This window comes from Nocardia sp. NBC_01499, assembly GCF_045040275.1.
Lineage (GTDB): Bacteria > Actinomycetota > Actinomycetes > Mycobacteriales > Mycobacteriaceae > Nocardia.
Genome location: NZ_CP109426.1, coordinates 69,032 through 94,705, shown reverse-complemented (window position 1 = coordinate 94,705; position 25,674 = coordinate 69,032). Strand labels below are relative to the sequence as shown.

Annotated in this window: 21 protein-coding genes; 12 read left to right on the top strand and 9 right to left on the bottom strand. The window is 66.8% G+C overall.

Annotated elements, in window-relative coordinates:
• Window position 1: 1 nt before the first annotated feature.
• From OG203_RS00345 to OG203_RS00335, 3 genes are read right to left on the bottom strand one after another with little or no spacing between them, the layout of a single operon-like run.
• Window positions 2–1,636 carry an ABC transporter permease gene (locus tag OG203_RS00345; protein ID WP_405163611.1) on the bottom strand — a complete coding sequence of 545 codons (1,635 nt, stop codon included), beginning with the start codon at window positions 1,634–1,636 and terminating at the stop codon, window positions 2–4.
• Window positions 1,633–2,568, bottom strand: coding sequence for an ATP-binding cassette domain-containing protein (locus tag OG203_RS00340; protein WP_405163610.1), 936 nt, complete (start codon window positions 2,566–2,568; stop codon window positions 1,633–1,635). The genes OG203_RS00345 and OG203_RS00340 overlap by 4 nt, the downstream gene beginning before the upstream one ends.
• Window positions 2,568–3,221, bottom strand: coding sequence for a TetR family transcriptional regulator (locus tag OG203_RS00335; RefSeq protein WP_405163609.1), 654 nt, complete (start codon window positions 3,219–3,221; stop codon window positions 2,568–2,570). The genes OG203_RS00340 and OG203_RS00335 overlap by 1 nt, the downstream gene beginning before the upstream one ends.
• A 106-nt stretch (window positions 3,222–3,327) precedes the next feature.
• On the opposite strand from OG203_RS00335, the gene OG203_RS00330 reads away from it, so the two are divergent.
• Window positions 3,328–5,259 carry an acyl-CoA dehydrogenase gene (locus tag OG203_RS00330; RefSeq protein WP_405163608.1) on the top strand — a complete coding sequence of 644 codons (1,932 nt, stop codon included), beginning with the start codon at window positions 3,328–3,330 and terminating at the stop codon, window positions 5,257–5,259.
• A 32-nt stretch (window positions 5,260–5,291) separates the two neighbouring features.
• On the opposite strand, the gene OG203_RS00325 is transcribed toward OG203_RS00330, so the two are convergent.
• Together OG203_RS00325 and OG203_RS00320 are read right to left on the bottom strand one after the other, a co-directional pair.
• Window positions 5,292–6,593: an MFS transporter gene (locus OG203_RS00325; RefSeq protein ID WP_405163607.1), complete on the bottom strand. Its 1,302-nt coding sequence runs from the start codon at window positions 6,591–6,593 to the stop codon at window positions 5,292–5,294.
• A 1,263-nt stretch (window positions 6,594–7,856) separates the two neighbouring features.
• Window positions 7,857–9,317 (bottom strand): ABC transporter substrate-binding protein, encoded by a 1,461-nt coding sequence (locus OG203_RS00320; RefSeq protein ID WP_405163606.1) that lies wholly within the window; start codon window positions 9,315–9,317, stop codon window positions 7,857–7,859.
• A 255-nt stretch (window positions 9,318–9,572) separates the two neighbouring features.
• On the opposite strand from OG203_RS00320, the gene OG203_RS00315 reads away from it, so the two are divergent.
• Window positions 9,573–10,931: an LVIVD repeat-containing protein gene (locus OG203_RS00315; protein ID WP_405163605.1), complete on the top strand. Its 1,359-nt coding sequence runs from the start codon at window positions 9,573–9,575 to the stop codon at window positions 10,929–10,931.
• A 58-nt stretch (window positions 10,932–10,989) separates the two neighbouring features.
• Complete coding sequence (locus OG203_RS00310) at window positions 10,990–11,622, top strand: glyoxalase (protein WP_405163604.1); 633 nt, start codon at window positions 10,990–10,992, stop codon at window positions 11,620–11,622.
• A 12-nt stretch (window positions 11,623–11,634) separates the two neighbouring features.
• Here the strand turns inward: OG203_RS00310 and OG203_RS00305 are convergent, their stop codons facing one another.
• Window positions 11,635–12,267, bottom strand: a complete 633-nt coding sequence (locus OG203_RS00305; RefSeq protein ID WP_405163603.1) for a TetR/AcrR family transcriptional regulator — start codon at window positions 12,265–12,267, stop codon at window positions 11,635–11,637.
• A 126-nt stretch (window positions 12,268–12,393) separates the two neighbouring features.
• On the opposite strand from OG203_RS00305, the gene OG203_RS00300 reads away from it, so the two are divergent.
• The 3 genes from OG203_RS00300 (at window position 12,394) to OG203_RS00290 (ending at window position 16,446) form a co-directional block, all read left to right on the top strand.
• A complete protein-coding gene (locus tag OG203_RS00300; RefSeq protein WP_405163602.1) occupies window positions 12,394–14,034 on the top strand; it encodes an FAD-dependent oxidoreductase in 1,641 nt (546 codons plus the stop codon).
• A 121-nt stretch (window positions 14,035–14,155) separates the two neighbouring features.
• On the top strand, window positions 14,156–15,682 hold the full coding sequence (locus OG203_RS00295; protein ID WP_405163601.1) for a threonine/serine exporter ThrE family protein: 1,527 nt from the start codon (window positions 14,156–14,158) through the stop codon (window positions 15,680–15,682).
• Between the two features lie 107 nt (window positions 15,683–15,789).
• On the top strand, window positions 15,790–16,446 hold the full coding sequence (locus tag OG203_RS00290) for a heme oxygenase (biliverdin-producing) (protein ID WP_405163600.1): 657 nt from the start codon (window positions 15,790–15,792) through the stop codon (window positions 16,444–16,446).
• On the opposite strand, the gene OG203_RS00285 is transcribed toward OG203_RS00290, so the two are convergent.
• Window positions 16,440–17,951, bottom strand: coding sequence for a sugar transferase (locus OG203_RS00285; RefSeq protein ID WP_405163599.1), 1,512 nt, complete (start codon window positions 17,949–17,951; stop codon window positions 16,440–16,442). The two genes, OG203_RS00290 and OG203_RS00285, sit on opposite strands and share 7 nt — an antisense overlap.
• Before the next feature lie 493 nt (window positions 17,952–18,444).
• On the opposite strand from OG203_RS00285, the gene OG203_RS00280 reads away from it, so the two are divergent.
• Genes OG203_RS00280 through OG203_RS00265 form a run of 4 tightly spaced genes read left to right on the top strand, consistent with a single transcriptional unit; the run spans window position 18,445 to window position 22,200 of the window.
• Window positions 18,445–19,731 (top strand): class I SAM-dependent methyltransferase, encoded by a 1,287-nt coding sequence (locus tag OG203_RS00280; RefSeq protein WP_405163598.1) that lies wholly within the window; start codon window positions 18,445–18,447, stop codon window positions 19,729–19,731.
• Window positions 19,728–20,504, top strand: a complete 777-nt coding sequence (locus OG203_RS00275; protein ID WP_405163597.1) for a glucose-1-phosphate cytidylyltransferase — start codon at window positions 19,728–19,730, stop codon at window positions 20,502–20,504. The genes OG203_RS00280 and OG203_RS00275 overlap by 4 nt, the downstream gene beginning before the upstream one ends.
• Complete coding sequence (locus OG203_RS00270) at window positions 20,501–21,151, top strand: PIG-L deacetylase family protein (RefSeq protein ID WP_405163596.1); 651 nt, start codon at window positions 20,501–20,503, stop codon at window positions 21,149–21,151. Before OG203_RS00275 ends, OG203_RS00270 begins: the two co-directional genes overlap by 4 nt.
• 2 nt (window positions 21,152–21,153) lie before the next feature.
• Complete coding sequence (locus tag OG203_RS00265; RefSeq protein WP_405163595.1) at window positions 21,154–22,200, top strand: NAD-dependent epimerase/dehydratase family protein; 1,047 nt, start codon at window positions 21,154–21,156, stop codon at window positions 22,198–22,200.
• A 13-nt stretch (window positions 22,201–22,213) separates the two neighbouring features.
• On the opposite strand, the gene OG203_RS00260 is transcribed toward OG203_RS00265, so the two are convergent.
• Window positions 22,214–22,765, bottom strand: a complete 552-nt coding sequence (locus OG203_RS00260) for a dTDP-4-dehydrorhamnose 3,5-epimerase family protein (protein WP_405163594.1) — start codon at window positions 22,763–22,765, stop codon at window positions 22,214–22,216.
• A 55-nt stretch (window positions 22,766–22,820) separates the two neighbouring features.
• Here OG203_RS00260 and OG203_RS00255 point away from each other — a divergent pair, with 55 nt between their 5' ends.
• Both OG203_RS00255 and OG203_RS00250 read left to right on the top strand, forming a co-directional pair.
• Window positions 22,821–23,933 carry a class I SAM-dependent methyltransferase gene (locus OG203_RS00255; RefSeq protein WP_405163593.1) on the top strand — a complete coding sequence of 371 codons (1,113 nt, stop codon included), beginning with the start codon at window positions 22,821–22,823 and terminating at the stop codon, window positions 23,931–23,933.
• Window positions 23,934–24,127: 194 nt separating this feature from the next.
• Entirely contained in the window at window positions 24,128–24,766 is a 639-nt protein-coding gene (locus tag OG203_RS00250; RefSeq protein ID WP_405163592.1) for an MspA family porin, read from the top strand.
• Between the two features lie 67 nt (window positions 24,767–24,833).
• Here OG203_RS00250 and OG203_RS00245 read toward each other — a convergent pair whose 3' ends face one another.
• Window positions 24,834–25,673 carry a glycosyltransferase family 2 protein gene (locus OG203_RS00245; RefSeq protein WP_405163591.1) on the bottom strand — a complete coding sequence of 280 codons (840 nt, stop codon included), beginning with the start codon at window positions 25,671–25,673 and terminating at the stop codon, window positions 24,834–24,836.
• Window position 25,674: the final 1 nt, after the last annotated feature.

Genomic DNA, 25,674 nt, shown 5'->3' with positions numbered 1-25,674 from the left:
TTCAGCGCAGGTCTCGCCTGCGGAAGGCGGCGATGCCGACCCCGAGCAGTGCGGCGGCGGTCACCAGCAGCCAAAGCACCGGCGCGACTTGGAATTCCGCACCTGGCACCTTCGGCGGATGGACGAACGGCACGACGTCGACGACCCACTGCGGCAGCCCGTTGAGCGAACCGACGAAGAAGAGCACGACCATAGCGCTCAGGACACCCCAGGCAACCGGAGTGAATCGGGGGGCGAAACCGAAGATGGCCACGGCGATTCCGGTCACCACCCAGACCGCGGGCACCTGCACCGCCGCCGCGCCGATCGACTGTGGCAGTTTCGCACCGAGGTCACCCGAGACCGTGCCATAGACGAGGCCGACCGCGGTACCGGCCACCAGTAGCGCTATCGCGGGGCCGAGCAACGCGAATCCGATGTGGCTCAACGCATATCGGGTACGCCCCACCGATCCGGACAGGGTGGCCTCGGCCCGCGAGCTCGACTCCTCTTCGTGCAGTCGCAGCGTGGCCGAGATCGAGTACGCGGCGGCGGCGATGGCGAGCATGGTGACCGCGGCGCTGATGAACGAGTTCTGCAGCATCGCCGACCCGCCCATCCTGCTGATCACGTCACGGACCGCCTGACTGCCGTTGAGCATGTCACCGACGCTGTGCACGGCGCCGCCGATCAGCATCCCGTACAGCGCGAAGCCGATCGCCCAGGCCAGCAACGCCCCCCGTTGTAAACGCCAGGCGAGCCCGAGCGGCCCGGACAGCGCGGCATCGGCGACCGGCGGGCCGAGGCGTTCGGCAAGCAGTCCGGACCCGGTGTCGCGGGTGCGCAGCAGCCGATAGGCCACGCCGGTCCCGACGATGGCCACCAGCACCAGTGGGAGCAGCGTCCACCAACGCTCGGTGGCGAACGGCCGCAGCTGCAGGCACCAGCCGAGCGGTGAGAACCAGGACAGCACACCGTTACCCGCATCACCGACGGCGCGCAGCGCGAAGGCGATGCCGAGCGCGCCGAAGGCGATGCCGCGCGCGATCCGCGCACCGGAGCTGACCTGTGCGGCGACCGCCGCGACCGACGCCCAGACGATGCCGGACATGGCGAGTACGCTACCCCAGCCGAGCGAGCCCGCCCCGGCCAGCTTGTCGCCGTACAACGAAGCGGCGCAGACGATTCCGGCGATCACGCAGCCCACATAGGTCAGCACCAACGCCGCGGTCAGGCCGGCGTAGCGGCCGATGCTGGTGGCGCCGACCAGTTCCGCGCGGCCGGTTTCCTCTTCGACCCTGGTATGCCTGATCACGGTGAGCACCGCGGCGATGGCGATCACCGTGTACATGGCACCCGCTTTCCAGGTACCGATGGAACCGAGCTCGGTGCCGAACACCGGCCCGTACATGGCAAGCAGCGCAGGACTGTTCGCGGTGGTCTTGGCGAAACTGTCGAGCTCGGCCTGGGTGCCGTAGAGCCCCTTGATGCTCGCGACCTGGAACGCGGGCATCACACCGATCAGCAGTACCCACAGCGGCAGCACTATCCGATCCCGTCGCAGGTATAACCGCAGCAGCTGCCCGGTGCCCGCGAAGTCGGATGAACCGCCGAAAGCCGGTGCCGCCGAGGCACGGTCGGCGGTGATCGTGGTCATGCCCCCACCTTCTCGACCTTGCCCGCAGCGTGCTTCGCCGTTGACTCGCCGTCCACGTGATAGTGCCGCATGAACAGCTCTTCCAGGGTCGGCGGCGCGCTGGTCAAGCTGCGCACGCCGGTGTCGCCGAGCACTCGGATCAGCTCGCCGAGATGTTCGCTGTCCACCTGACAGCGCAGCGTCTTACCGTCCCACTGGATATCGTCGACACCCGAGATCCGTGCGAGATCGCCTGGGTCACCGAGCAATTCGGCGGTGATCGAGGTCCGCGACAGGTGCCGCATCTCCGACAGCGAGCCACTCTCGACGGTGCGTCCGGCCCGGATGATGGTCACCCGGTCGCAGAGCGCCTCCACTTCGGAGAGGATGTGGCTCGACAGCAGCACCGTGGTGCCGCGCTGCTTGGCCTCCTCGAGGCATTCCCGAAATACCTGCTCCATCAACGGATCCAGGCCCGAGGTGGGCTCGTCGAGCAGCAGCAGTTGAACGTCGGAGGCGAGCGCCGAGATCAACGCGACCTTCTGCCGGTTGCCCTTGGAGTAGGTGCGGGCCTTCTTGCGCGGATCCAGATCGAACCGCTGGATCAATTCCGCGCGGCGCTCCTTGTTGATGCCGCCGCGCATCCTGGCGAGCAGATCGATCGTCTCACCACCCGACAGCGACGGCCACAGCGTGACATCACCTGGCACATAACCGAGTTCGCGATGCAGCGCGACCGCGTCGCGCCATGGATCACGTCCGAACAGCTCGGCCTGACCGGCGGTGGCACGCAGAATACCGAGCAGCACGCGGATGGTCGTCGACTTGCCGGCGCCGTTCGGCCCTAGGAAGCCGTGGATCTCCCCTTCTCTGACAGTCAGATTCAGTCCGTCCAGCGCGGCCACGTGGCCGAACGTCTTTCGGAGATCGTTGATTCGAATGACCTCGGACATCATTGCTCCTTGATGAAGGTGTCCAAAAGCGTGGGGTCGGTGAGCAGGCCCTGGGTGTAGAACTCCAGGGCGGGGGGTGTGAGCTCTTCGGTCAGCTCACGGATGGCCTTACGGAAATCGAGCTTTTCGCCGGGTCGCTGATTCATCTGCACCCAGAGCAGGGTCGCGCCGACGTTGAGCATCATCAGGTATCTGGCACGCGCCGCCGGGTCGCGACTCGGCTTGATCGCACCGGCCTCGATGCCCTGCTGGATGTAGACCTCGGCGTCTTCGGCCATGTGATCGAACAGCGACCGTGCCATCGGACCGCCCGCCTGCAGGCTGCGCACCATGTAGGCGACCAGCGGTCCGTACACCTCGATCTCGGCCAGGGCGGCAAGCATGCCCTTCGCGAGGCTGCCCGCGGTGATCGCCTTGAGCTTCTCGTCGCGGATCAGTTGCAGCACCCGCTCATCGCAGGCGGCACGCAGGCCGTCCTTGGAGCCGAAGTGGTGATTCACCAGACCCGGCGAGACACCCGCCGCCTTCGCGATGGCGCGAACGCCGACCTGGAACCCCTCGTTGCCGAAGACCTCGATCGCGGCGTCGCGTATTCGGGCCGCCGTGGTCAGATCCGTGGCGGGTCCTTGCGGTACGGGCTGTTCGTTAAACACATGTTCAATATACTAAACACCCGTTCAATGCACCACAAGAGCCTCGCCCGGTATGTCGTGTCAACAGTCACGGTTTGGTCGGCGCGGCGCGGGCTAATGTCGAGTTATGACTACCGGCATCGCAACGACGGCGGATCACCTACGCGCGGCACTGGACGGACCGTGGGGCGAGATCAGGGAGCAGGCCCGAATCCAGCTCGCGGACGACAGGTTCGCCGCGGACTCCTACCTCGATTACAAGGGCGCCCGGGCGCGGGTGCTCGATCAGATGCGGGTCATTGCCACGATGGACTACGCCGAGCGCGGTTTCCGCCGGGAAAACGGCGGGACCAGCGAACCCGGCGGGGCGGTGACCGGGCTGGAGATGCTCGCCTACGCGGATCTGTCGCTGTGGGTGAAGGCCGGCGTGCAGTGGGGGCTGTTCGGCGGGGCGGTGGAGAACCTCGGTACCGAGCGGCATCGTGACTACATCAAACGGCTGATCTCGCTGGATCTGCTCGGCTGTTTCGCGATGACCGAGTCCGGGCACGGCAGCGATGTCGCCCACCTCGAGACCACCGCGACCTACGACCCGGACACGCAGGAGTTCGTGATCCACTCGCCGACGCCGTCGGCGCGCAAGGACTACATCGGCGGCGCCGCCGAACACGCGCGAATGGCAGCGGTTTTCGCGCAGTTGATCACCAAGGGTGAGGGTCGTGGTGTGCACTGCCTGCTGGTACCGATCCGCGACGAGAGCGGTGCCGATCTGCCCGGCGTGACCACCTTCGACGACGGGCTCAAGGGTGGTCTGCCCGGCGTCGACAACGGTCGCATCGTGTTCGATCAGGTGCGCATACCGCGGGAGAACCTGCTCAATCGGTACGCCGACGTCGAGCCGGACGGCACCTACTACTCCGAGATCGAGAACCCGAGCCGTCGCTTCTTCACCACCCTCGGCACGCTGGTGCGCGGGCGGGTCAGCGTCGGCGGCGCCGCGTCGGCGGGCACCCGGGTCGCGTTGAGCATCGCCCTTCGGTACGCGCTCAAGCGCAGGCAGTTCTCCGACCCCGACAGCGGGCAGGAGACGGTGCTGCTCGACTACCGCAGCCACCAGCGGCGGCTGTTGCCTCTCGTCGCCAAGACCTACGCGCTGGCGTTCGCGCAGAACGACCTCGTGCGCCGGATGCATCTCGTGCAGACCGGCCAGGATCTCAACCCGAGTTCGCAACGGGCACTGGAGAAGCGGGCCGCCGGCCTGAAGGTCGCGCAGACCCGCCATGCCACCCGCGCCATCCAGGAATGCCGCGAAGCATGCGGCGGCGCAGGCTATTTGACCGAGAACCGGCTCGTCACGCTCAAGGCGGACACCGATGTGTTCACCACCTTCGAGGGCGACAATGTGGTGCTCACCCAGCTGGTCGCGAAGGAGCTGCTCACCGCGTACTCCGACGAGGTACGCGACCTGGACGCGCTCGGCTGGGTGAAGTTCGCCGCGACCATGGCCGGGGACGAGGTCCGCAAGGTGACCGGTGTGCGGCAGCTGATCCAGCGCCTGCGCGACGGTTCGAACGATTCGGTCGACGACGGCGATCTGGCCCGTCGCGCGGTACAGCTGCAGCTGTTCGCCGACCGCGAGGAGTACCTGGTGCGCACCGCCGGTCACCGGCTGCGCGCCCGCGCCGAGGACACCACCCCGTTCGAGGCCTTCAACAACGCCCAGGACCACATCCTCACCGCGGGCACCGCGCACATCGACCGGCTGATCCTGGAGGCCTTCATCGAGGGCATCGAGGGAATTCAGGATCCGGACGCCCGCGCGCTCGCCGAAACGGTCTGCGACCTCTACGTGTACTCCACCCTTGAGGAGAACCAGGCCTGGTACATCATGCACCGGTTCATGTCCGTCGAGCGGGCGAAGGCGGTCCGGCGCGGTGTCAATGAGCTGGTCGACCGGCTGCGTCCGGAGGCGCTCACCCTTGTCGAGGGCATGGGTGTGCCGGAGTCGATGCTGCGGGCGGAAATGCTCAGTGACGCAAGCGTGTTCGAGCGGGGGTAGTCGCCGCTGGATCGGCATCCACGTCCCGATGTTCAGGACGTGGATGCCGATTTGGGCTGCTCGGTCGGCGCGCTGATCGTCGCGTCCGCTTCGACCTCGCGTAGGTCGCGTCCTCGGGTCTCGCCTGCCCAGAGGAACGCGGCCGCGGTGCAGGCCAGCATCAGGCACAGCAGCACGGTGATGGGGACGGTCGACGGATAGCGGTGCAGCAGTGCGACTCCGATGATCGGGGCCAGTGATCCGCCGACGATGGTCGCGAGCTGGTAACCCAATGATGCTCCGGTGTAACGGACTTCGCTCGGGAACAGCTCGGCGAAGAATGGCGCTTGCGCGCCCGTCAGCAGGCCGTGCAGGGTCAGGCCGATCGTGATGACCATGGTGATCCGGACCGCGCTGCCGCTGTCGACCTGTGGGAGTGCGGCGAGTGCCCATGCCGCGATCAGCACCGCGAGGATCACGCTGGTCACGCGTCGGCCGTAGCGGTCGCCGATCGCGCCGCCCAGCACGATCGCGATCGCCTGGAACACCGATGCGATCGTAATCGCGGTCAGCGCAGTGGATTTCGGTACGTGCACCACTTGAGTGAGGTAGGCGAGCAGGAAGATGCTGAACGTGTAGTACGTTGCCTTCTCCCCGACATCCGCGAGCGCAGCCATCAGCACTTGCTTGCGATAGCGCCCCACAACGATCCGGACCGGCGCCTGCCCATCCTGAGTTGTCCTGCGCCGCTGCGCCTCCAGGAAGATCGGCGACTCCTCCACCGAGTGCCGCAGCCAAATCCCCACCACCACAAGCACTATCGAAAGCAGGAACGGAATCCGCCAACCCCAGTCCTGGAATTCGCTGTTGGAAACACCGAGACCAAGGGCGGCAAGCACTCCGGTGGCAAGCAGATTCCCCAGCGGCCCACCCGTCTGCGGCCAGCTACTCCAGAACCCGCGATGCGCCGCCGACCCGTGCTCGGCCACCAGCAAAACCGCGCCACCCCATTCCCCACCCAACGCGAGCCCCTGCACCAACCGCAGCAGCACCAACACAATCGGCGCCGCCACCCCGATGCTGGCATACGAGGGAATGAGACCGATCGCAACCGTCGCACCACCCATCACCACCAACGTGACCGACAACGTCCGCCGCCGCCCCAGCCGATCCCCCAGGTGCCCGAACAACACCCCGCCGAGCGGCCGCGCCAAAAACCCGACCGCATAGGTAACCATCGCCAGCAACACCCCGGTCAGCGGATCACCGGCCGGAAAGAACACCTTGTTGAACACCAACGCCGCAGCCAGCCCATACAGGAAGAAGTCATAGAACTCGATCGTCGTCCCAGCCACACTCGCAGCCACGATCCGCGCAAACCGCATCCCAGCAGCTGCCCCCGGATTCCCCATCGTCGTATCCCTCGCTCGTACCGAATTGCCCGGTATGAACTATCGCTCAGAGATCGCCAACGGTAAGGCGTTTCGGTGGCAGACACATGCCGCCAACGCTATCGCGCAGATGGGTACATCGCTGCTAACTCGCTGCAGAGCGGCGGGCCGCAAATGCCGAGACATCCTCGCGTGACGAACGCCTGTGGTTTGCCAATACTCGTTCGGCAGCATCGCCATCGCAGTGTGGCCGGTGTAACACTCTGCGGGGAATTGCCGACCATACATATAACTGCGCAGGGTGGGCGCGCTACCGTGAAGGCTGTTCCGTGAATAGACTCTGGATAATCGTTGTCCCCGCCCTGGCATTGCTCGCAAGTTGCGCAGGGCAGGATCAGTATGGAGCGACACCAACGACTTCCGATCCTGCCAGACCCACGGCGCCAGAAAATTCCTTTCCTGCCGCCCCTGCTGAACTCGTAGCGCCGGAAACAGTCCCTGTTGCACCCTCGGGATCGCCTTCCCTCGCGCCGAAGGGACTGCCCCAAAATGGCATTCTCAAGGTCGGCACCGATATTCAGCCTGGTGAGTACGCTGTCCATCTGACCAGTTCATCCGGCGGATATTGGGCGCGTCTCTCGTGCTTGACCGGCGAATCCGAGTGCATTATCGCCAACGAGATCGTCCAGGGCGACGGATATCTCACGATTCCTCCGAGCGACGTAGCAGTAAAGGTGAACGACATCCAGCTCACCTTGACGGCATCCGCTGATCAGCAGAAAGCCGTCATCCCAGTGCCACAGTCGTCGGGCACCGATAGTCAAGGGTCGGTGGACGTTTCGGGGGTACACTGCAACTCCACGAATCCGGCCGTCGCTACCGGACGCACCGCCCAGTCACTTGTCTTGATCTGTGAAACTGGAGTAGGTCGCTTGTACTACAAGGGAATGCGTCTCAGCGACGGGTCGTCGGTAGAGATCGATGATCCGGTACGCACCGAGACCGGATTTACCGTGACAAACGCAGGAGTGCGGTACTCACTATCGCGGGACGCACTTGTCATAACTCAGGGTTCAACGCAACTAGCCAGTGAACCGATGTTGCAGTACTGGTCCAACTAGGAGCTCATCGAACGACCGGGCGGCGGACCGGATCTCGATTCACGCGTCCGCCCTTCAACCGGTTCCGTCAGCCCTGACCGGGAGGCGGGCAGGGGTCTGGTCGGCGTCACATCGAGATCAAGGGAAGGTCTATGCCGCGCAACGGGATTGCTGTCACGTTACGGAGCCGCTTGGACCAGACTGCGTGTCCGTGGCCGGACCATAGGGGTGCTGCTGGGAGGTCGCGGAGTAGTTGGTTTTCGGCGATTCGGTATAGCTGACCGCTTTCTTCTGGTGTGCCGGCGGAATCGGCGGCGGTTAGGAGTTGGGTGAAGCCTTCATCGGTGTATTCGGTGGTCTTTCCCAGTGCGGCGAGTAGTTCGTGCGGGCTCGGTGTGCTCAGCGAGCGGGTGATCAGGAAGGGGCCGTCGGTGGGTGGGGTTGGCTCGTCGGCGCGCTGTCTGGTGGTCACCTCGACGGCGAGGGCGGTGTGGAGCTGGTCGGCGAGTTGGCGTGCCCATTGTTCTTGTCCGGCGCCGAAGTACATCGTGACGGGGCCGGTGAAGGGGACTTGGCTGAGCAGTGATTTCGCGGCGGCCTGGTCGTGGGTGCATGGTCGGCAGGTGCCGGAGCGTTCGCCGGGGGCTATGCCGGGTGGCAGGATCGCGCGGGCGGGGTCGACCTGGTCGGCGAGGGGGCCCGATGCCAATGCCGTGCGATCCACTGCCATGGCGAACGCGTGCCGCACGGCCGCGTCGTCGAAACGCTTGTCGGCCAAGGGAAACGCTAGGTAGCTGGCCTCGGGCAGCGGCCACATCGCGTGCCGGTCGGTGAAATCATGGTGCATGGCGTCGTGTCGTGCGCCGGGGACCTCGCTGGCGAGGTCGAGCGAGCCCGCCTTCACCTGATCGTATTGCGCGGCGGAATCGCCCACCCTGAACTGGATTTCGCGTGCTTTGCCGGTCGCGTCGCCGACTCGCACGAGCCGACCGCCCGAACCCGGCCGCCACGCCTCGGCCATCCGGTACGGTCCATTGCCGATCGGGTTGACGGCGAAGCCCGCCCAGTCCCGTGATGCCAGTACCGAGGCCGGAAGGGGTAGCAGCGCAGGCGAAGCCAGCACGGCGAGCACCTGGCCGAACGGCCGGTCGAGCACGATCCGCAGGGTGTGCTCGTCCTGCGCGCTGATCTCCTTGGCGCGCAACACTTCCGTGAGCACACCGGAGCCAGTCCACCGCTGGTCCGCGACCGTCCGCCAGGTGTCTACATAGGATTGCGCGGTGACCGGTGTCCCGTCGTGGAACTGGTTGTCTGCGGATAGCCTGATCTCCCAGGTCATTTGGTCCGCGCTGGCGACCGATGCCGCGGCACGTGGTGTGCTCTTCCCGGTCGCCGCGTCGTAGTCGACCAGCGGCGTCCACAGCGCGCCGACAATCATGCGGCCCGCCTGATCGCGCACGTCGGCGGGCAGCAGCGTGGCCGGTTCGCGAACACCGACGGTGAGCACACCAGGCTTCGCCGACTCGGCCGATTCAGCGCAGCCGGTGATGCCGAGCAGGAGCATGGCGAACGCGGCGACAAGGCGCATGCTGCGGCTCCCCCACCCGCGACGAGCCGCCATTCTCAGCCGTGGATCACCCGTCATATCAACATCATTCACTGGCGAATGCGCGAATTACATAGCCCTGCCTGCCATCACGCGCCCGACCACCCGAAAGCCGTTCCCCAGTTACGGGTATCGCAGTGTGGGGATCGCGACACAGCCGCCGACATTTACAGTGAGGACATCTCGGCGACCAGAAATCCCTGGTCATAAACGGTCATATCGCGCTGGGAGGTAGTTGTGCGCCGCTGGTTGCTCCGGTCGTCCCTGCTGTTGTTCACCGTCACGGCGACCCTCACCGCCACCACCTTGCCCGCTCTCGCCTGCGGCGAGGAGGACGGCCCGCACGGCGCCGCCGCGCAACTCACGGGCACACCCGGCGCGGAGAAGAACGTCAAGGCGGTCGGCAACGTCCCCGACGCGAAAGGCGCGATCTCGCTGCAGTTTCTGCAGTACGGCGCCAGGGACGTCATGGTGGTCTCCGGCGAGTTCGGACTGAAAACCTATGACATCACGGCGAATCCGGCCGCGCCGAAGCTGATCGGGCAGTTGAGTATGCCCGGGATGTGGGAGACCGAGGACACCGAGGTCGACCCGGTGCGCAAGCGCGTCTTCCTGTCTCGCGACCCACGCGCCTTCGGCGGCAATGTGCACAACGGCGAGTCCGGCATCTACGTGGTCGACCTGGCCAAGCCGGAGAAGCCGGCCGTGCTCAGCTACGTCAAGGTGCCTGCGGGCCACACCACCACCTGCATCAACGACTGCCAGTACCTGTGGACCGGCGGACCGGCCAAGGCGGACAACATGCCCGCCGAGTGGGGCGGTCGCCCGATCTGGGTCACCGATGTCAGGGATCCCCGCCACCCGAAGGTCTCGCCCAATCCGATCGAGTTGGCGCGCAACGACGGTCAGACCGATTACGTGCACGACGTGCAGGTGGACGAGACGGGCGTCGCCTGGGCCTCCGGTCGCGGCGGCGTGCGCGGGTACTGGACAGCTGGCAGGCACAAGGACCCGCTGACCGGCAAGCTCCGGATGGCGTCGCCCACTGACCCGGTTCCGTACGCGGGCGGCGGGATCAAGGAGACGGCCGCGCCGTCCAAGTTCATGCACAACAGCTTCCGCCCGATCGGCGACCGCGCGAAGGACGGCGGCAGCACCGGGCATTTGGCCGACGGAAACCTGATCTACGCCACCGAGGAGAGCTTCGTCGACGGCTGTGCGGGCGACGGCGTGCTCGTCATCGCGTCGCTGGAAGGCTCCTACGGCGGCGAGGGCTGGCGCTCCACCCCGGAAAAACCGTTCCGGCTCAACACAATTGGCACCTGGGGCGTCGCCGGGCAGGAGGGCAGCGACCCCGCCTCCGCCGACTGCTCGGCCCACTACTTCGACGTGCAGGACAAGGTCCTTGTCCAGTCGTTCTACGCGCAGGGCACCCGATTCCTCGACGTCAGTGACCCGACCAACCCGAAGCAGATCGCCTACTACCGTCCCGCCGACGCGGCATCATGGGCACCCTACTGGCACCGTGGCCTCGCCTATGTGGCCGACAACAACCGCGGCATCGACATCCTCGACCTCACCGCCGACCGCGCCTGAGCAGACCGGTCAGGAATCGAGAAGCGCCGGTCATCGCCCAGCACATAGCGTTATCGGCATGAACATAACCACTGATCAGGCCACTATCGAAGCCGTCACCCTGGAGGCGACCGACCCCGCCGCCACCGCGGATTTCTATGCCGCGGCGTTCGGCCTCGGCGACAAACTGCGCGTCCGTGCCGCCGAGACGCCGACAACCGGCTTCCGCGGCTACCTGCTGTCGCTGGTGGTGTCGCAGCCGAGCACCGTCGACAGCCTCATCGGCACCGCCCTCGACGGCGGCGCGACCACGCTGAAGCCCGCCAAGAAAAGCTTCTGGGGTTACGGCGGCATCGTCCAGGCTCCGGACGGGGCGATCTGGAAGATCGCGACGTCGTCGAAGAAGGACACCGGCCCGGCCACCCGGGAGGTCGACGATTTCGTGGTGTTGCTCGGCGTCGACAACGTCAAGGCGACCAAGCAGTTCTACGTCGACCGCGGCCTTGCCGTGGCGAAGAGCTTCGGCAGCAAGTACGTCGAATTCGAAACCCCGCCGTCCACGGTCAAGCTTGCCCTCTACGGCCGCAACGCCGCCGCCAAGGACGCGGGCGTCCCGTCGGAGGGCTCCGGCTCGCACCGCATCGTCCTCGGCGGCAATATCGGCCACTTCGCCGACCTCGACGGATTCGCGTGGGAGGCCGCTTCAGCGTGAGCCGATGAATGCCTAGCCGCTTTCGCGCCCGAGCAGTCGAACGAGCAGGGCGACCTGGTCGGCGAAGTGATCGACGAATTCGGGTGCGCGCGGGTCGGTTCCGCAGACACCCTCGATGACGTGCGGCAGCGTGGTGGGTGCCATGGCCGCGGCCATCAGCATGACCAGCAGCGCGGCCGGGTCCAGTTCGGCGGGCAGGCGACCCTCGGCCTGCAGCGTGCGCAACTCCTCGACGCTGTGCTCGAGCATTTTCGCGCGCGGCGCGTGGTCCGGATCGCTGTCGGGGCCGGTGTATTCGAGTCCACCCCACGCCATCAGACGAACACCGTCCGGGTTGTCGCGCGCCTCGAGCGCGTAGCGGCGGAACTGTTCGGGCAGCGGCGTTTCCGGGGGAACGAGTTCGCGGCGGCGTTGCTGCCAACGCTGCGACATCGCCTGGTACAGGCCCTCTTTGCCGTCGAAGTAGTACGAGATCAGCTGCGGGTTGACCCCGGCGCGGGCGGCGATCGCGGCGGTCCGCGCGCCCTGGAATCCGTGCGCGGCGAACTCGGCCTCGGCCGCGTCCAGGATCAGCTGACGGGTGCGTTCGGGATCGCGCTGACGCTCCTGCGGCTTGGGTGACCTGCGGGGTTTCGACGACGGCACGCACTGATTCTACATACGCATAGCAGTTTCAGCCATCAACGCAAGTTAATCAATCATATGATTGACAGAGCAGTGCAATCGATTGAATGATGGGAGGACCGTACCGCCAGTCAGGAGAAACCCGTCGTGAACACACATTCAGCCGACACGCAGACCAAGGTCCTCATCGTTGGCGGAGGCATCACCGGCCTGTCCACCGCGCTGTTCCTGGCCAGGGCGGGAATTCGCCCAACGCTGGTCGAACGGCACGCCTCCACCGCACTGCAACCGCAGGCGCGGGCCTTCAACCCGCGCTCGATGGAGATCTATCGGGCGCTCGGCTTGGAGCGGGCGATCCGCGACCGGACCTCGATCCTGGCCGACTTCCCGGAGATGATCGGCGCGGACACCCTGACAGGCCAGGAACGTTTCCGGGTCGACATCCTCAGCCAGGTCCGGCCGCCAGCCACCCTCAGCCCGACCGACTGGACCATGATCGATCAGGACGAACTCGAATGCGTCGTGCGCGCCGATGCCGAAAACCACGGCGCCGACGTGAGATTCGGCACCGCGCTGATCTCCTTCGACGCCACCGAGGACGGTGTGACAGCTCTTGTCCGCGACCTCGCGACCGGCACCGACCATCGCATTCACGCGGACTACCTGGTGGCCGCCGACGGCAATCGCGCGGGCATCCGCACCCAGCTCGGCATCGGCGCCGAAGGGCCTGGCGAGCTGATCAAAGCCGCGAGCTTCGTCTTCGACGCCGACCTGAGCGCGGCACTGCGCGACCGCCGGTTCCTGCTCGGCTATTTCGATCAGCCGACGAAGGGCACCGCCCTCGTACCCGGCCGCGAATTCGGCCGATGGTCCCTCGGCATCCCCTACGGCCCCGAGTCGGGCGAGACCGCCGACGACTTCACCGAGCAGCGCTGCATCGAACTGGCCCGCCGCGCGATCGGCGATCCGCGGCTCGAACTCACCCTCGTGCCCCTGATGGCCGGGTCGGATCAGAAGGTCGCCACCACGAGGATCGGCGCGTGGGTCGCGGACCGGTACCGGGTCGGCCGGATCTTCTTCGTCGGCGACGCCGCACACGTCGTCCCACCCACCGGTTCCTTCGGCGCGAACACCGGCATCGCCGACGCCAACAACCTCGCGTGGAAACTCGCCGCGGTCCTCAAAGGGCAAGCAGGCGAGTCACTTCTGGACACCTATCAAGACGAGCGCCGCCCTGTTGCTCTTGTCACACTCGATCAGGCGATGCAGCGACTGCAGGGCCGCCACAGTGGAACCGGCGACGACGCGGCGACTATCGATGACCTCACCATGATCCTCGGATACCGCTACCGCTCCGCCGCCATCCACGCCGAAACCCCGCTCCCCGACGAGCCCGTCGAGGACCCCCGCCACCCCAGCGGCCGGCCGGGGCTGCGCGCGCCACACGTCTGGCTGCACCAGGACGGCGCGAAACTTTCCACCCTCGACCTGTTCGACGGCGCGTTCACCCTACTGGCCGGCGCGGCCGGTGTGGAATGGGCCGATGCGACGGAAAATGTCTCCGCCGCAATGGATCTCGACCTGCGCGCCTATCGCATCGGCACCGATTTCGACGACGCCGACGGCCAGTTCCTCGCCGCCTACGGCATCACCGCCACCGGCGCGACACTCATCCGGCCGGACGGCTTCATCGCCTGGCGCGCGACGGACCTGCCCGCCCAGCCGGACCGAGAACTGCGTCGCGCACTGACCCGACTGCTCGCCGAGCAAGACAGCTACGCCCGCTGAACTCCGTGCCGGACGGCCGCCCCCGCCGTCCGGCACCTCGGACGTTCCCCGACACGCGGTCGGCGCCCCGTTGTGCCAGCCAGGATGCGAAGATCGCCGAAAGGTGACTACGTTCGCGTGCATGGATTCAACAACGCTGCCGGGAGGCGACAGCACGGAGACGCGGGTCGATCATCTCGGTCGGCGGCGACTGTTCCGGCGGGGGCGGCGAATCCCGGTGGTGAGTCAGGCGGTCGGCAAGCTGGTCGCCGATCGTCCGGCGACCGCGGACACGATCATCGCGGCACCCTCACCGCTGCAACCGATCGACCTCACCGATGACGCGGCGGTCGCCGAGGTGCTCGATCTCGCGGTCCGGGTCGGCGAGGTGGTGCTCGCCTCGGGCACCGGCGTGATCGATACGACCACCCAGGTCCGTTTCATCGCCGCCACCTACGGGCTGGTCCGCTGCGATGTCGACGTCACCTACGACTCCATCAGGATCTGGACCGATCGCGGCCCCCGGCTGCCGCCCGCAAGCAGCATGCGCATCGTGCGCTACCGATCATTGGACTTCACCCGGCTCGCCGCCGTCGATCGACTCACCCGGCGCATCCGCAACGAGGTGGTCGCGCCGGAAGACGCACGCACCGCACTGGACGCGATCACCACCGCACCGCACCCCTACCACCGCTGGACGGCCACCTTCGGCTGGTCGCTGCTCGCCGCGGCCATCGCCGCACTGCTCGGCGGCGGAATCGTCGTCGCCGCGGTCAGTTTCGCCACCACGCTCGCCATCGACCGGTCGAACCGCGTGCTCAATCGCTACGGCCTACCGTTCTTCTTCCAGCACATGGTGGGTGGCCTGATCGCCGCGACACCCGCCGTCGTGCTGGCCACACTGGCGGGCCCGCTCGGCATCGACGTGGATCCGTCGCTGATCATCGCGGCCGGAATCACGGTGCTGCTCAGTGGATTACAACTGGTCGGCGCGGTGCAGGACGGGATAACCGGAGCACCGATCACCGCGACCGCCCGCATGCTCGAGGTCATGATCATGACCGGCGGCATCATCGCAGGCATCGCCATCGCGTTGCGCATCGGCTGGTCGCTCGACGCCACCGTGCCGCCGTTCCTGTTGAACACGCGCGATATCACCGACCTGCCCGTCAAGATCGTCGCCGGTGCGGTCGCCGCGCTCGCGTTCGCGCTCGCCTGCTACGCGGAGAAGCGGGCGCTCGCTGCCGCGGCGCTCAGCGGCGCGGCGGGCACGATCTGCTACCTGATGGTGCAGCAGTCCGGCTTCGGCCCCGTGCTCTCCTCGGGTGTCGCGGCGACGGTCATCGGCATGGCCGGTGGTCTGATGGCCCGGCGGGCATTGACTCCCCCGCTGGTCGTCGCGGTCGCAGGCATCACTCCGCTGCTGCCGGGTCTCAAGCTGTATCGCGGCCTCAACGCGCTGCTCAACGATCAGCTGGTGATCGGCGCCAACCAGTTGCTTGCCGCGTTCGGCGTCGGGTGCGCGCTGGCCGCGGGCGTCACCCTTGGCGAATGGTTCGACCGTACTGTTCGGCGGCCGCGCATCCTGCGCCGCTTCGGTGCGCTGCGCCGCCCGATCGTGCGACGGATCCGGCCGAGGGGCTGGCGCAGACCGCCGCCCATTCAGTGAGCCAGTCAGCTGCGGTCCGCACGCGGAACCGGTATCGTCAGATGAGTTAGTTAGGGTAGCCATACTCCATGGCCGCCCGGCCGGTGATCAGGTGAGGTGGTTCGGACATGACAGAGGCAGCACCGTTCTCTACGCAGATCCGCAGTGCCACCACCGAACAACACGTGGCCGCGAACACCTCGCGGTTCATGACCGACATGCTCGGCGGCGCACTCGAGGTCGACTCGTATCACCGCTACACCGGTCAGCTCTTGTTCGTCTACCGCGCACTCGAACACCGCTGGGACACCCTCGCCGCCGACCCCGTCGCCGGACCGTTCATCCGCCCCGAGCTGGCCCGCACCGCCGAACTCGAGCGCGACCTCGATCACCTCGTCGGACCGCGCTGGCGCGACGAGCTGAAGCCACTGCCCGCGACCGCGGCCTACGCCGCGCGCATCGACGAGTGCGCGCGCGACTGGCCCGCCGGGTACGTCGTGCACCACTACACCCGCTACCTCGGCGACCTGTCCGGCGGACAGATCATCGGCAAGACCGCCGCGAAGCTGTGGAACCTGACGCACCGCGGCGACGGCGTCCGCTTCTACGTCTTCGACGCCGTCGCCAACCCCGCCGCCTTCAAGCGCGAATACCACGCCCTGCTCGACCAGCTGCCGCTCGACGATCTCGAACGCCGCCGCGTGATCGACGAAGGCAAGCAGGCCTTCGCGATGAACACCGCCGTGTTCCACGAACTGGCACAGGAGATCCCGGCCGCTCAGTAGGCGCCCGCGCCCCGCGTCACCGCGCCGATCGTCCTGGCGATGAGCAACAGGTCGAGCACCATGGACCAGTTCTCCACGTAGGAAAGGTCAAGTCGCACCGAGTCTTCCAGCGACAGATCCGATCGGCCGCTGACCTGCCACAGCCCGGTGACTCCCGGCTTGACCAGCAGCCTGCGCCGCATCTCGCCGTCGTAGCTGTCCACCTCGCGCTGCACCTGCGGGCGCGGGCCGACCACGCTCATCTCCCCGCGCAGCACGTTGAAGAACTGCGGCAGTTCGTCCAGGCTGAACTTGCGGATCACCTTGCCGACCGGGGTGATGCGCGGGTCGTCTTTCATCTTGAAGAAGACCGGGTTGCCGCCGTTGCGTTCGATGAGCGCGTCGACGCTCGCCTCCGCCTCGGTGAACATGCTGCGGAACTTGATCATCCGGAACGGCTTGCCGCCCCGCCCGATTCGCTCCGACAGATAGAACACCGGACCCGGACTTGTCAGCTTCACCGCCAGCGCGATGGCAAGCATGGTCGGCGCGATCGCGACCAGGATGGCGGCCGCGAAGCACACGTCGAACACCGCCTTGCCGGTCGACTTGGCCCGATCGTATTGCGGTTTGGCGATGTGCAACATCGGGACCCCGGCGACGAAACGATTCGTCAATCGGGTGCCCGCGATATCGACCACGCCCGGCGCGACGATCAGTTCGACGCCGAGCGGGTCGAGTTCCCAGGCCATCCTGCGCAATTCGATCGGCCCGAGGTGATCGGTGGCGGTGACCGCGACGGTGTCGGCGCCGCTGCGGCGGACCGCGTCGAGCACCGTGCGGTCGCTGCCGACCACCGAGAACGTGTGCCCCGAGGGTTCCCGGATGTACTCGGTGATCTCGTTGAGGCCATTGGGAATACACACACCGACCACCCGGTATCCGGAGGCCGGGTCGCCCGCGAACGCGTTGGCCATCGCCTGCGCCGCCTCCGCGCAGCCGACGACGAGCACCGAGGTCCGGTACTCACCCCGCCCGCGCCGTTGCCGCGCGTGGATCCGCCAGAGCAATCTGCTCAGCATCAACCCGAACAGACCGAGCGGTAGTGCAATAGCCAAGTAGCCACGAGCGAACTCGATCTGGAAAACCAGCGACAAGATCGCGAGCACGCCGAACAGTCGCAGCGTCGCCGAGACCAGTCGCCGGTACTCCTCGCTGCCGCTGCCGACCACCTGCGGCGATCGGGTGTGGCCGACCGCGAGGAACGCGGCCCAGGCGAGCGCGAGCGCGCCGGAAACCACCGTGTACCCAACCTCATAGGGCAGGTGCCACGCCAGCGGTGGCGCGGCGGGTCCGCCGAAACGGATGATCTGGGCGAGCACCATGGCCGCCACGATCACGCCGAAATCCGTTGCGCCTAAGCGCCTTACATACTCGGCCTGCCATCGCTCACGTTCGGAGCGCGGCAGGATGTGTGGCGATCGACGGTAGTCCAGATCGTCGTCGTCGGCGAGCTCGAAGCTCATGAAAACGCACCTCCCCATGGGAGAGAAGAAAGTAGCCCCCCGATCTGCGTTGATCGGTCCCCACGGCACCAGCCTGACCGCCTCGGGTGTCCCGTCCTTCGGCGGTCAGAAGCCGATTGTTACAGAACACAATCCGTTTCACATGTCGAATCATCAGGGCCGCAGAGTGTTCCGAGCGGTAGCCGATAAGGGAACGGTCGGTTTGCCACCCCGGTATGCTTTCGGTGCGCAGAGCCGCATGAGGCCAGGTCGCGAACCTTCGCTACCCACAGGCGAATTCGTCCCATGAACCCCGATCCACTAAGCCCCTCGGTAGCGGCCGGGAAGCTACTCGCCGGAAACGGTTGAAAAGTACCGGAAATTACTTCTCGGCCAGCTGGTTTCGACTACGACACGCGGGGCTTTCGTTGTAACGTCTCACTGGATCGGGTCGACGTCAGGGGTGCGCCGGCAATGCGCCGGAAGTATGACTCTCGGCAGAAGGTGGGCTGCGTTGCTGTGTCGACTGTGTGATTCCGAACGTTTGACGAGTGTGCTCGACTTGGGGGCGACGCCGCCGTGCGAAAAGTTCCTCGCGCCCGGCGAACTCGATCTTCCCGAAACAACGTACCCGCTCCATCTTCGGCTGTGTGCGGACTGCCTGCTGTTACAGATCCCGGCGTTGATCACGCCGGAGGAGACGTTCACCGAGTACGCGTACTTCTCGTCGTACTCCGACAGCTGGGTGCGACACGCGGAAACCTTTGTCGCGCAAGCGATCAAGCGACTCGAACTGGACGCTGACTCGTTCGTCGTCGAGGTGGCGAGCAACGACGGATATCTGCTGCGGCACGCGGTGGCCGCTGGCATCCCCTGCCTCGGCGTCGAGCCGTCGGTGAACGTCGGCAACGCCGCGCGCGCGGCGGGCGTGCCCACCGAGACCACCTTCCTCGACGAGGAGGCGGCCGCGAAGATTCGCGCGGCGCACCGGCCCGCGGATCTGGTGGTGGCCAACAACGTCTACGCGCACGTGCCCGACCTGCGCGGTTTCACCAGGTCGCTGCGCGAGCTGATGGCCGATGACGGCTGGCTCTCCATCGAGGTGCACCACGCGCTGAACCTGCTGCGACTCGGCCAGTTCGACACCATCTACCACGAACACTTCCAGTACTACACCGTGCACTCGGCGCAACGCGCGCTCGCGACGGCCAATCTCTCGGTCGTCGACGTAGAACTGCTGGACACGCACGGCGGATCGATCCGGCTGTGGGCCCGACCGACCGAACTGGGTGCCGTACCCAGTAGCCGAGTCGCGGAAGTGCTTCGGCTGGAACAAGATACGGGCCTGCACCAGGTCGACGGCTATGCCGAGCTGCGCCCGCGCACCGAGGCGGTCCGGCACGACCTGCTGCGTTTCCTGCTCGACCAGCGCGCCGCTGGCAAGCGCGTGGTCGGCTACGGCGCGCCGGGTAAGGGCAACACCCTGCTCAACTACTGCGGCATCCGCACCGACCTACTCGAGTACACCGTTGACCGAAACCCGTACAAGCACGGACGATTCACCCCGGGCACCCGGATCCCGATCCACGCACCCGAACGGATCGAGCTGGATCGACCCGATGTCGTCCTGGTGCTGCCCTGGAATCTCGAAGCCGAGATCACCGAGCAGCTCCGCCACATCGCCTCGTGGGGAGCCGAATTGGTCTACCCACTGCCGGCACTGCATCGTGCCGACCTCACCAGTCACAACGACGTGAACAGCGCTCGACATTCAGAAATGACAGGGAGGGGAGCACGATGAAGGTTGTGCTGTTCTGCGGTGGATACGGCATGCGGATGCGTGATGGCACCGATGACATGATCCCGAAACCCATGCAGCTGGTCGGTCCGCGACCGCTGCTCTGGCACGTGATGCGCTATTACGCGCACTACGGCCACAAGGAGTTCATCCTGTGCCTCGGCTACGGCGGCCTGCACATCAAGAACTTCTTCCTCACCTACCAGGAGTCGGTGTCGAACGACTTCGTCATCCGGGACGGCCGGGTGGAGATGCTGCGCTCCGACATCAGCGACTGGAAGATCACCTTCGTCGACACCGGCCTGGAATCGCCCATCGGCGAGCGCCTGCGCCGGGTCCGCGAGCACGTCGCCGGCGACGAACGCTTCCTCGCCAACTACGCCGACGTGCTCACCGACGCACCGCTGGATCACATGATCGAGAAGTTCACCGAATCCGGCGCGGCCGCCTCGATGATGGTGGTCCCGCCGCAGTCCTCGTTCCACTGCGTCGACATGAAACCGACCGGTGAGGTCAAGGAGATCATGCCGGTGTCGCGCATGCCGCTGTGGGAGAACGGCGGCTACTTCGTGCTCAACCAGGAGATCTTCGACCTGTTGCCGCCCGGCGGCGATCTCGTCGCGGACGCCTGCGGCACGCTCGCCGGGCAGGGACGGTTGTTCGGCTACCAGCACCTCGGCTTCTGGAAGCCAGCGGACACGTTCAAGGAGCGGGCCGAACTCGACGCGGGCTACCAGTCCGGCGCACGGCCGTGGATGGTCTGGGAGAACGCGTGATCCAGCTGAGCGTCGGGGCGGTCGCCGAGATCGCCGTGCTCGGTGCGCATTGCGACGATATCGCCATCGGGATGGGCGCCACCCTGCTGACGCTGTCCCGCGCGCACCCGGGGCTTCGGGTGCGCGCGCTGGTGCTGTCCGGCGGCGGCTCGGCGCGCGCGGACGAGGAAACCCTTGCGCTGGACGCGTTCTGCCCCGGCGCCGAGATCGAGCTCACCGTGCTCGACCTGCCCGACGGCAGGGCACCCGCCCACTGGGACCGAATCAAGAACGAACTCAACACCTTTCGTGCCAGCACCGATCCCGATCTGGTCTTCGCACCGCAGCGCGGCGACGCGCACCAGGATCACCGGCTGCTCGCCGAGCTGGTGCCGACCGAGTTCCGCGATCACCTGGTGCTCGGTTACGAGATCCTCAAGTGGGAGAGCGACACACCCGCCGCGAGCATGTACCACCGGCTCACCGCCGAACTCGCCGAGGAGAAATCGCGGCTGCTGCTGAAGCACTATCCGTCCCAGGCACACCGGGACTGGTTCGACGAGCAGGCATTCACCGCGCTCACCCGGCTGCGCGGCGTGCAGTGCCATACCGGGCACGCCGAGGCATTCGTACTCGACAAGGCCGTCATCGATTTCGGAGGTGTGTAGCCATGCGGGTACTAGTCACCGGACACCAGGGCTACCTCGGCACCGTCATGGTGCCGATCCTGCGCGCCAACGCGCACGAGGTGGTCGGTCTCGACGCGGGCTTCTTCGCCGACTGTGTGCTCGGCGACCTGCCGGGCGATCCGACCGGGCTGACCATGGACCTGCGCGACGTGACCGTCGAACAGCTGCGCGGCTTCGATGCGGTCATCCATCTCGCCGCGCTGTCCAACGATCCGCTCGGCGCGCTGGCGCCCGAAATCACCTACGCCATCAACCATCACGCGTCGGTCCGGCTGGCCCAGCTCGCCAAAGAGGCCGGCGTGCGACGTTTCCTGTACGCCTCGACCTGTTCGGTCTATGGCGCGGCCGGGGCGGATCTGGTCACCGAGGACGCGCCGCTGCGTCCGATCACCCCGTACGCGGAGAGCAAGGTGCGCGTCGAGGACGATGTCGCCGCGCTGGCCGACTCCGGCTTCTCCCCCGTATTCCTGCGCAACGCAACGGCATTCGGGTTCTCGCCACGGTTACGAGCCGATATCGTGCTCAACAATCTGGTCGGCTACGCGACGCTGACCGGCGAGGTGAAGGTGCTCTCCGACGGGACACCGTGGCGGCCGCTGGTGCACGCCCGCGATATCGCGTGGGCCTTCGCCAACTGCCTCACCGCGCCACCGGCGGCAATTCACTGCCGCGCCTTCAACATCGGCACCGAGGCCAATAACCTGACCGTCGCCGACATCGCCCGCGCGGTGGTGGAGGCGGTGCCTGGCTCCCGGTTGAACATCACCGGCGAGAGCGGCGCCGACCCGCGTTCCTATCGGGTCGACTTCTCGGCGGCCCGCTCCGCCATCGGGTTTCGCGCGCTGTGGACCGTGCAGGCCGGGGCGGACGAGCTGTTCCAGGAGTACACCGCGCGTGGCCTCACCTACGACGACTTCTTCCAGAAGTTCACCCGGCTGCCGCATCTGGAAAAGCTGCGCGACACCGGGATGCTGGACGCGTCGATGCGCCGGGTGCAGCCCGGAACCGCTCGTGTTCCGGCTACCTAAGCAGAGGCCGCCGTCACAACGCCGCGAGCAGCTGCTGCCAGCTGCCCGCGGCGGCGTCGCGCGCGGACACCAGGGTGACCGGCAGCGGCCAGGCGATGGCCAGGTCGGGGTCGTGATAGGCGACGCCGATATCCTCGGCGGGATCGTGCGGGCGATCGATGCGGTAGCACACGTCGGCGATCGGGGTGAGCGCCTGGAAGCCGTGCAGGAAGCCGGGCGGCACATACAGATGCCGGAACGTCTCATCATCGAGCAGGAACGCCTGCTGCCGCCCGAACGTCGGCGAATCGCGCCGCAGGTCGACGAGCACGTCGTGCACCGCGCCGTGCGCACAGCGCACCAGCTTGGCCTCACCACGCCCGGACCGTCCGTGCATGCCGCGGATAACGCCGCCCGCCGAACGGGATTGGGAGTCCTGCCCGAACGCGGCGGCGGTACCCGGCGTGCCGAGGTGGGTGTCGAATTCCGCCGCGTCGAAGGTTCTGGTGAACAGTCCGCGTTCGTCGCGGAACGGTTCCGGTATCAGCACGAGGACGTCGGCCAGATCGGTCTGCTCGATGCGCACCACGCCATGGTGCCATGCGCGCACGCCGCCACGGGCCGCCGCGGAAGGGCCGGTCGTGATTCTCCCCGATAGCGGGCACGTGTGCCGAGGCTGCGGGAGCACCGGGCTCAGCCCGGTGCTCGATCTCGGCATGGTCCCCGCCGCGGACTTCTTTCCGCTCGCCGCAACCCCGGTCGGGCTCGCCGAGTCCGCGTACCCGCTCCGGATGGACCTGTGCGCGTTCTGCGGTCTCGCGCAGCTGGCCGAGGACGACACCCGCGCGGAGGAGCCGCGCGGCATCGAACCGGCGGCGCTGCGCGAGCAGGCCGCCGACGCCGTCGCCAGGGTCGCGAAAGCCGGTCTGCTGCGGGGCAATTCGGTGCGCGAGTTCGGCAGTCCACACGGGGGCACCTGGGTGCCGCTGCTGACCGAGCGCGGCTACGCTCCGACCGACGGCGCCGCCGATGTGGTGCTCGATTGCTTCGGCCTCATGCACGAGCCCGATCAACGCGCGGCCTTCGCCGAGCGGGCCGCGGCGACCGCACCGGACGGCCTGCTGCTCATCCAATTCCATTCGCTGGCAACCATTGTCGCGGCCGGTCAGTGGAACGCGCTTCGGCACGGCCACTTCGCCTACTACTCGCTGTCCGCGCTCGGCCGGTTGCTGGCGACGGCGGGCATGAGCATCACCACCGCGTGGCGGTTCGACCTCTACGGCGGAACCGTGCTCGTCGGCGCACGGCACGGCACGCACCAGCCCGATGCCGCCGCACGCGAACTCCGTACGCGGGAAACCGAATACACCGAACCCGCCGCGGTCCGCCGCCTGCAGCAGGCCGCCGACGAACATGCCGAGGCCTTGCGGCGCTGGCTCACCAGGCATGCGGCGCAAGGCGATCGGGTCTTCGCCTACGGCGCGGCCTCACGCGCGGTGGCGTTGTTCAGCCTGGCCGGCGTCGATCGCGGGCTGATCACCGCCGTCGCCGACGCGTCGCCCGCCAAGCAGGGCCACCGGATGCCAGGCACCGACGTGCCGATCATCTCGCCCGACGAACTCGTCGCCGCCCGACCGGATCTCGTGCTGCTCACGCTGCCGGATCTGCTGCCCGAGGTCCGCGCCCGCTACCCGGAACTCGACGGCTGCTGGATCGTCGACGACCCCGCCGACTCGACCGTCAAAGGAGGATGATGTGCCTCGAATTCGCTGTCCCCCAGCGCATTAGTTGCCCGTTTGCTCTATGCGCTTGAACTGACATGATTTCGATTACCGAACACCTGATCGCCACAAGTTGTTGGATGAGTTCTACGCTCCCGCGTGCCGGGGAGCGGGCGTCGAGCGAACGACCACGCTCGGCCAGGTGTGTGTGCAGAGGGGACAACCTGATGAGGGATATCACGCAGCAATGCGGCCGAAGCGTCCGAATGTTCGCGATCGCCACCGTGGTGGCATCTGGGCTCGCTTTGGGAACAGGCACCGCGGGAGCGGTCGTCGACAGCAGTAGCCAGATCGTCGATCAGCAGGATCGTACGGTCGAGGCAATCCAGTCCGACACGCGGATCGACTTCGTGCCGCCACTGGACGGAAATCCATTCACCCGCGAGTGGTTTCACAACGGCGAGGCCGCGTTCAAGGTCTCCGGGCCCAACGCCAGCGACTGGCGTGGGCACATCACCATCGGCTATCAGGTCGGCTATCCGGCGACGCTGACCGGGCGGTTGAAGTTCGGGTACTCGACACCGGACGTCGGGGTGGATCTCGGCGGTGACAACGCCTCGCTCCTCAAGCTGAACGGACTGATCCCCCGGGCCGGCATTGAAATCGAGGTCAACGTCGGCCCCGGCATCCAGACGGTCGAATGCGCGGGCGGCGACGTCTCCGGCACCGCGGGCATGATCCGGATGTCCGGTTTCCACGGCACGGTCACGGGCGTGATCGGGCAGACCACGATTCGGCCGTTCGTCAAGGTGGTCACCGCCAACGGCGACACCGTCTACACCTACGGGCGGCTCTGGACCATCTGAGCCGACAGTCGTCGAAGCCGCCCCGGTGGTCCGGGGCGGCTTCGGCGTCTTTCAGGCCAGCAAGCTTTCAGACCAGCAGATCCGGCCGGTTCCGCACGGTCGCCACCGTGCGAACCCGCAGCCGGTACAACGCCGCCCGCGCCAACCGGGTATCACCGGCCAGCACGTCACCGCGGCTCACCAGGTGTGGATAGTCGCCCTTGATGCGGTGATGGAACCGGTACATGTCGGTCAACTTGCTCACCGTCGACGTGCGGCTGCACAGGTTGAACGACGAATTACGCCAGGCGGCAAGGATTTCCGTCATGCCGAAGAAGACACCGAACGACGACACCCTGGCGAACAGGTCCACATCCATCGGGAACACCAGGTCCCCGCGCAGTCCGCCGACCAGGTCGAAGTGCTTGCGGTAGAACATCGCCGCCGCGGTCGGCCCGAAATCGGCGGGCCCGCGCCGCACGATCACCCGCGCCAGCGCCCGCGCGCTCTGCCTGCCGAGCAATCCGGCCAGGCCGAGCCCGCTCTCGAGCAGCAGGCCGTCCTCGTCGATCACCTCGAATCGGCTCGACGAGATGGCGATCGACGGGTCACCGACCATCACCGCGAGCTGTGCGGCCAGCGCGTCCGGCCGCAGCACATCGTCGGCGCAGACGACCTTGACCAGGTCCCCGGTCGAGGCCTCGATCACCTTGTTCCAGTTGGCCCCGATGGGCAGCACGGTGTCGTTGCGCAGCACCCGGATTCGCGGGTCGTCGACCGCGTGCGCGATATCGCCCGTCTCGTCGGTGCTGGCGTTGTCGAGCACCACCAGTTCGAAATCCACGTCCTGGTCGAGCACCGAGCGCAGCGTCGTGGCCAGCGTGCGCCCCGAGTTATAGGCGGGAACGCAAACCGACAGTCTTGTCATA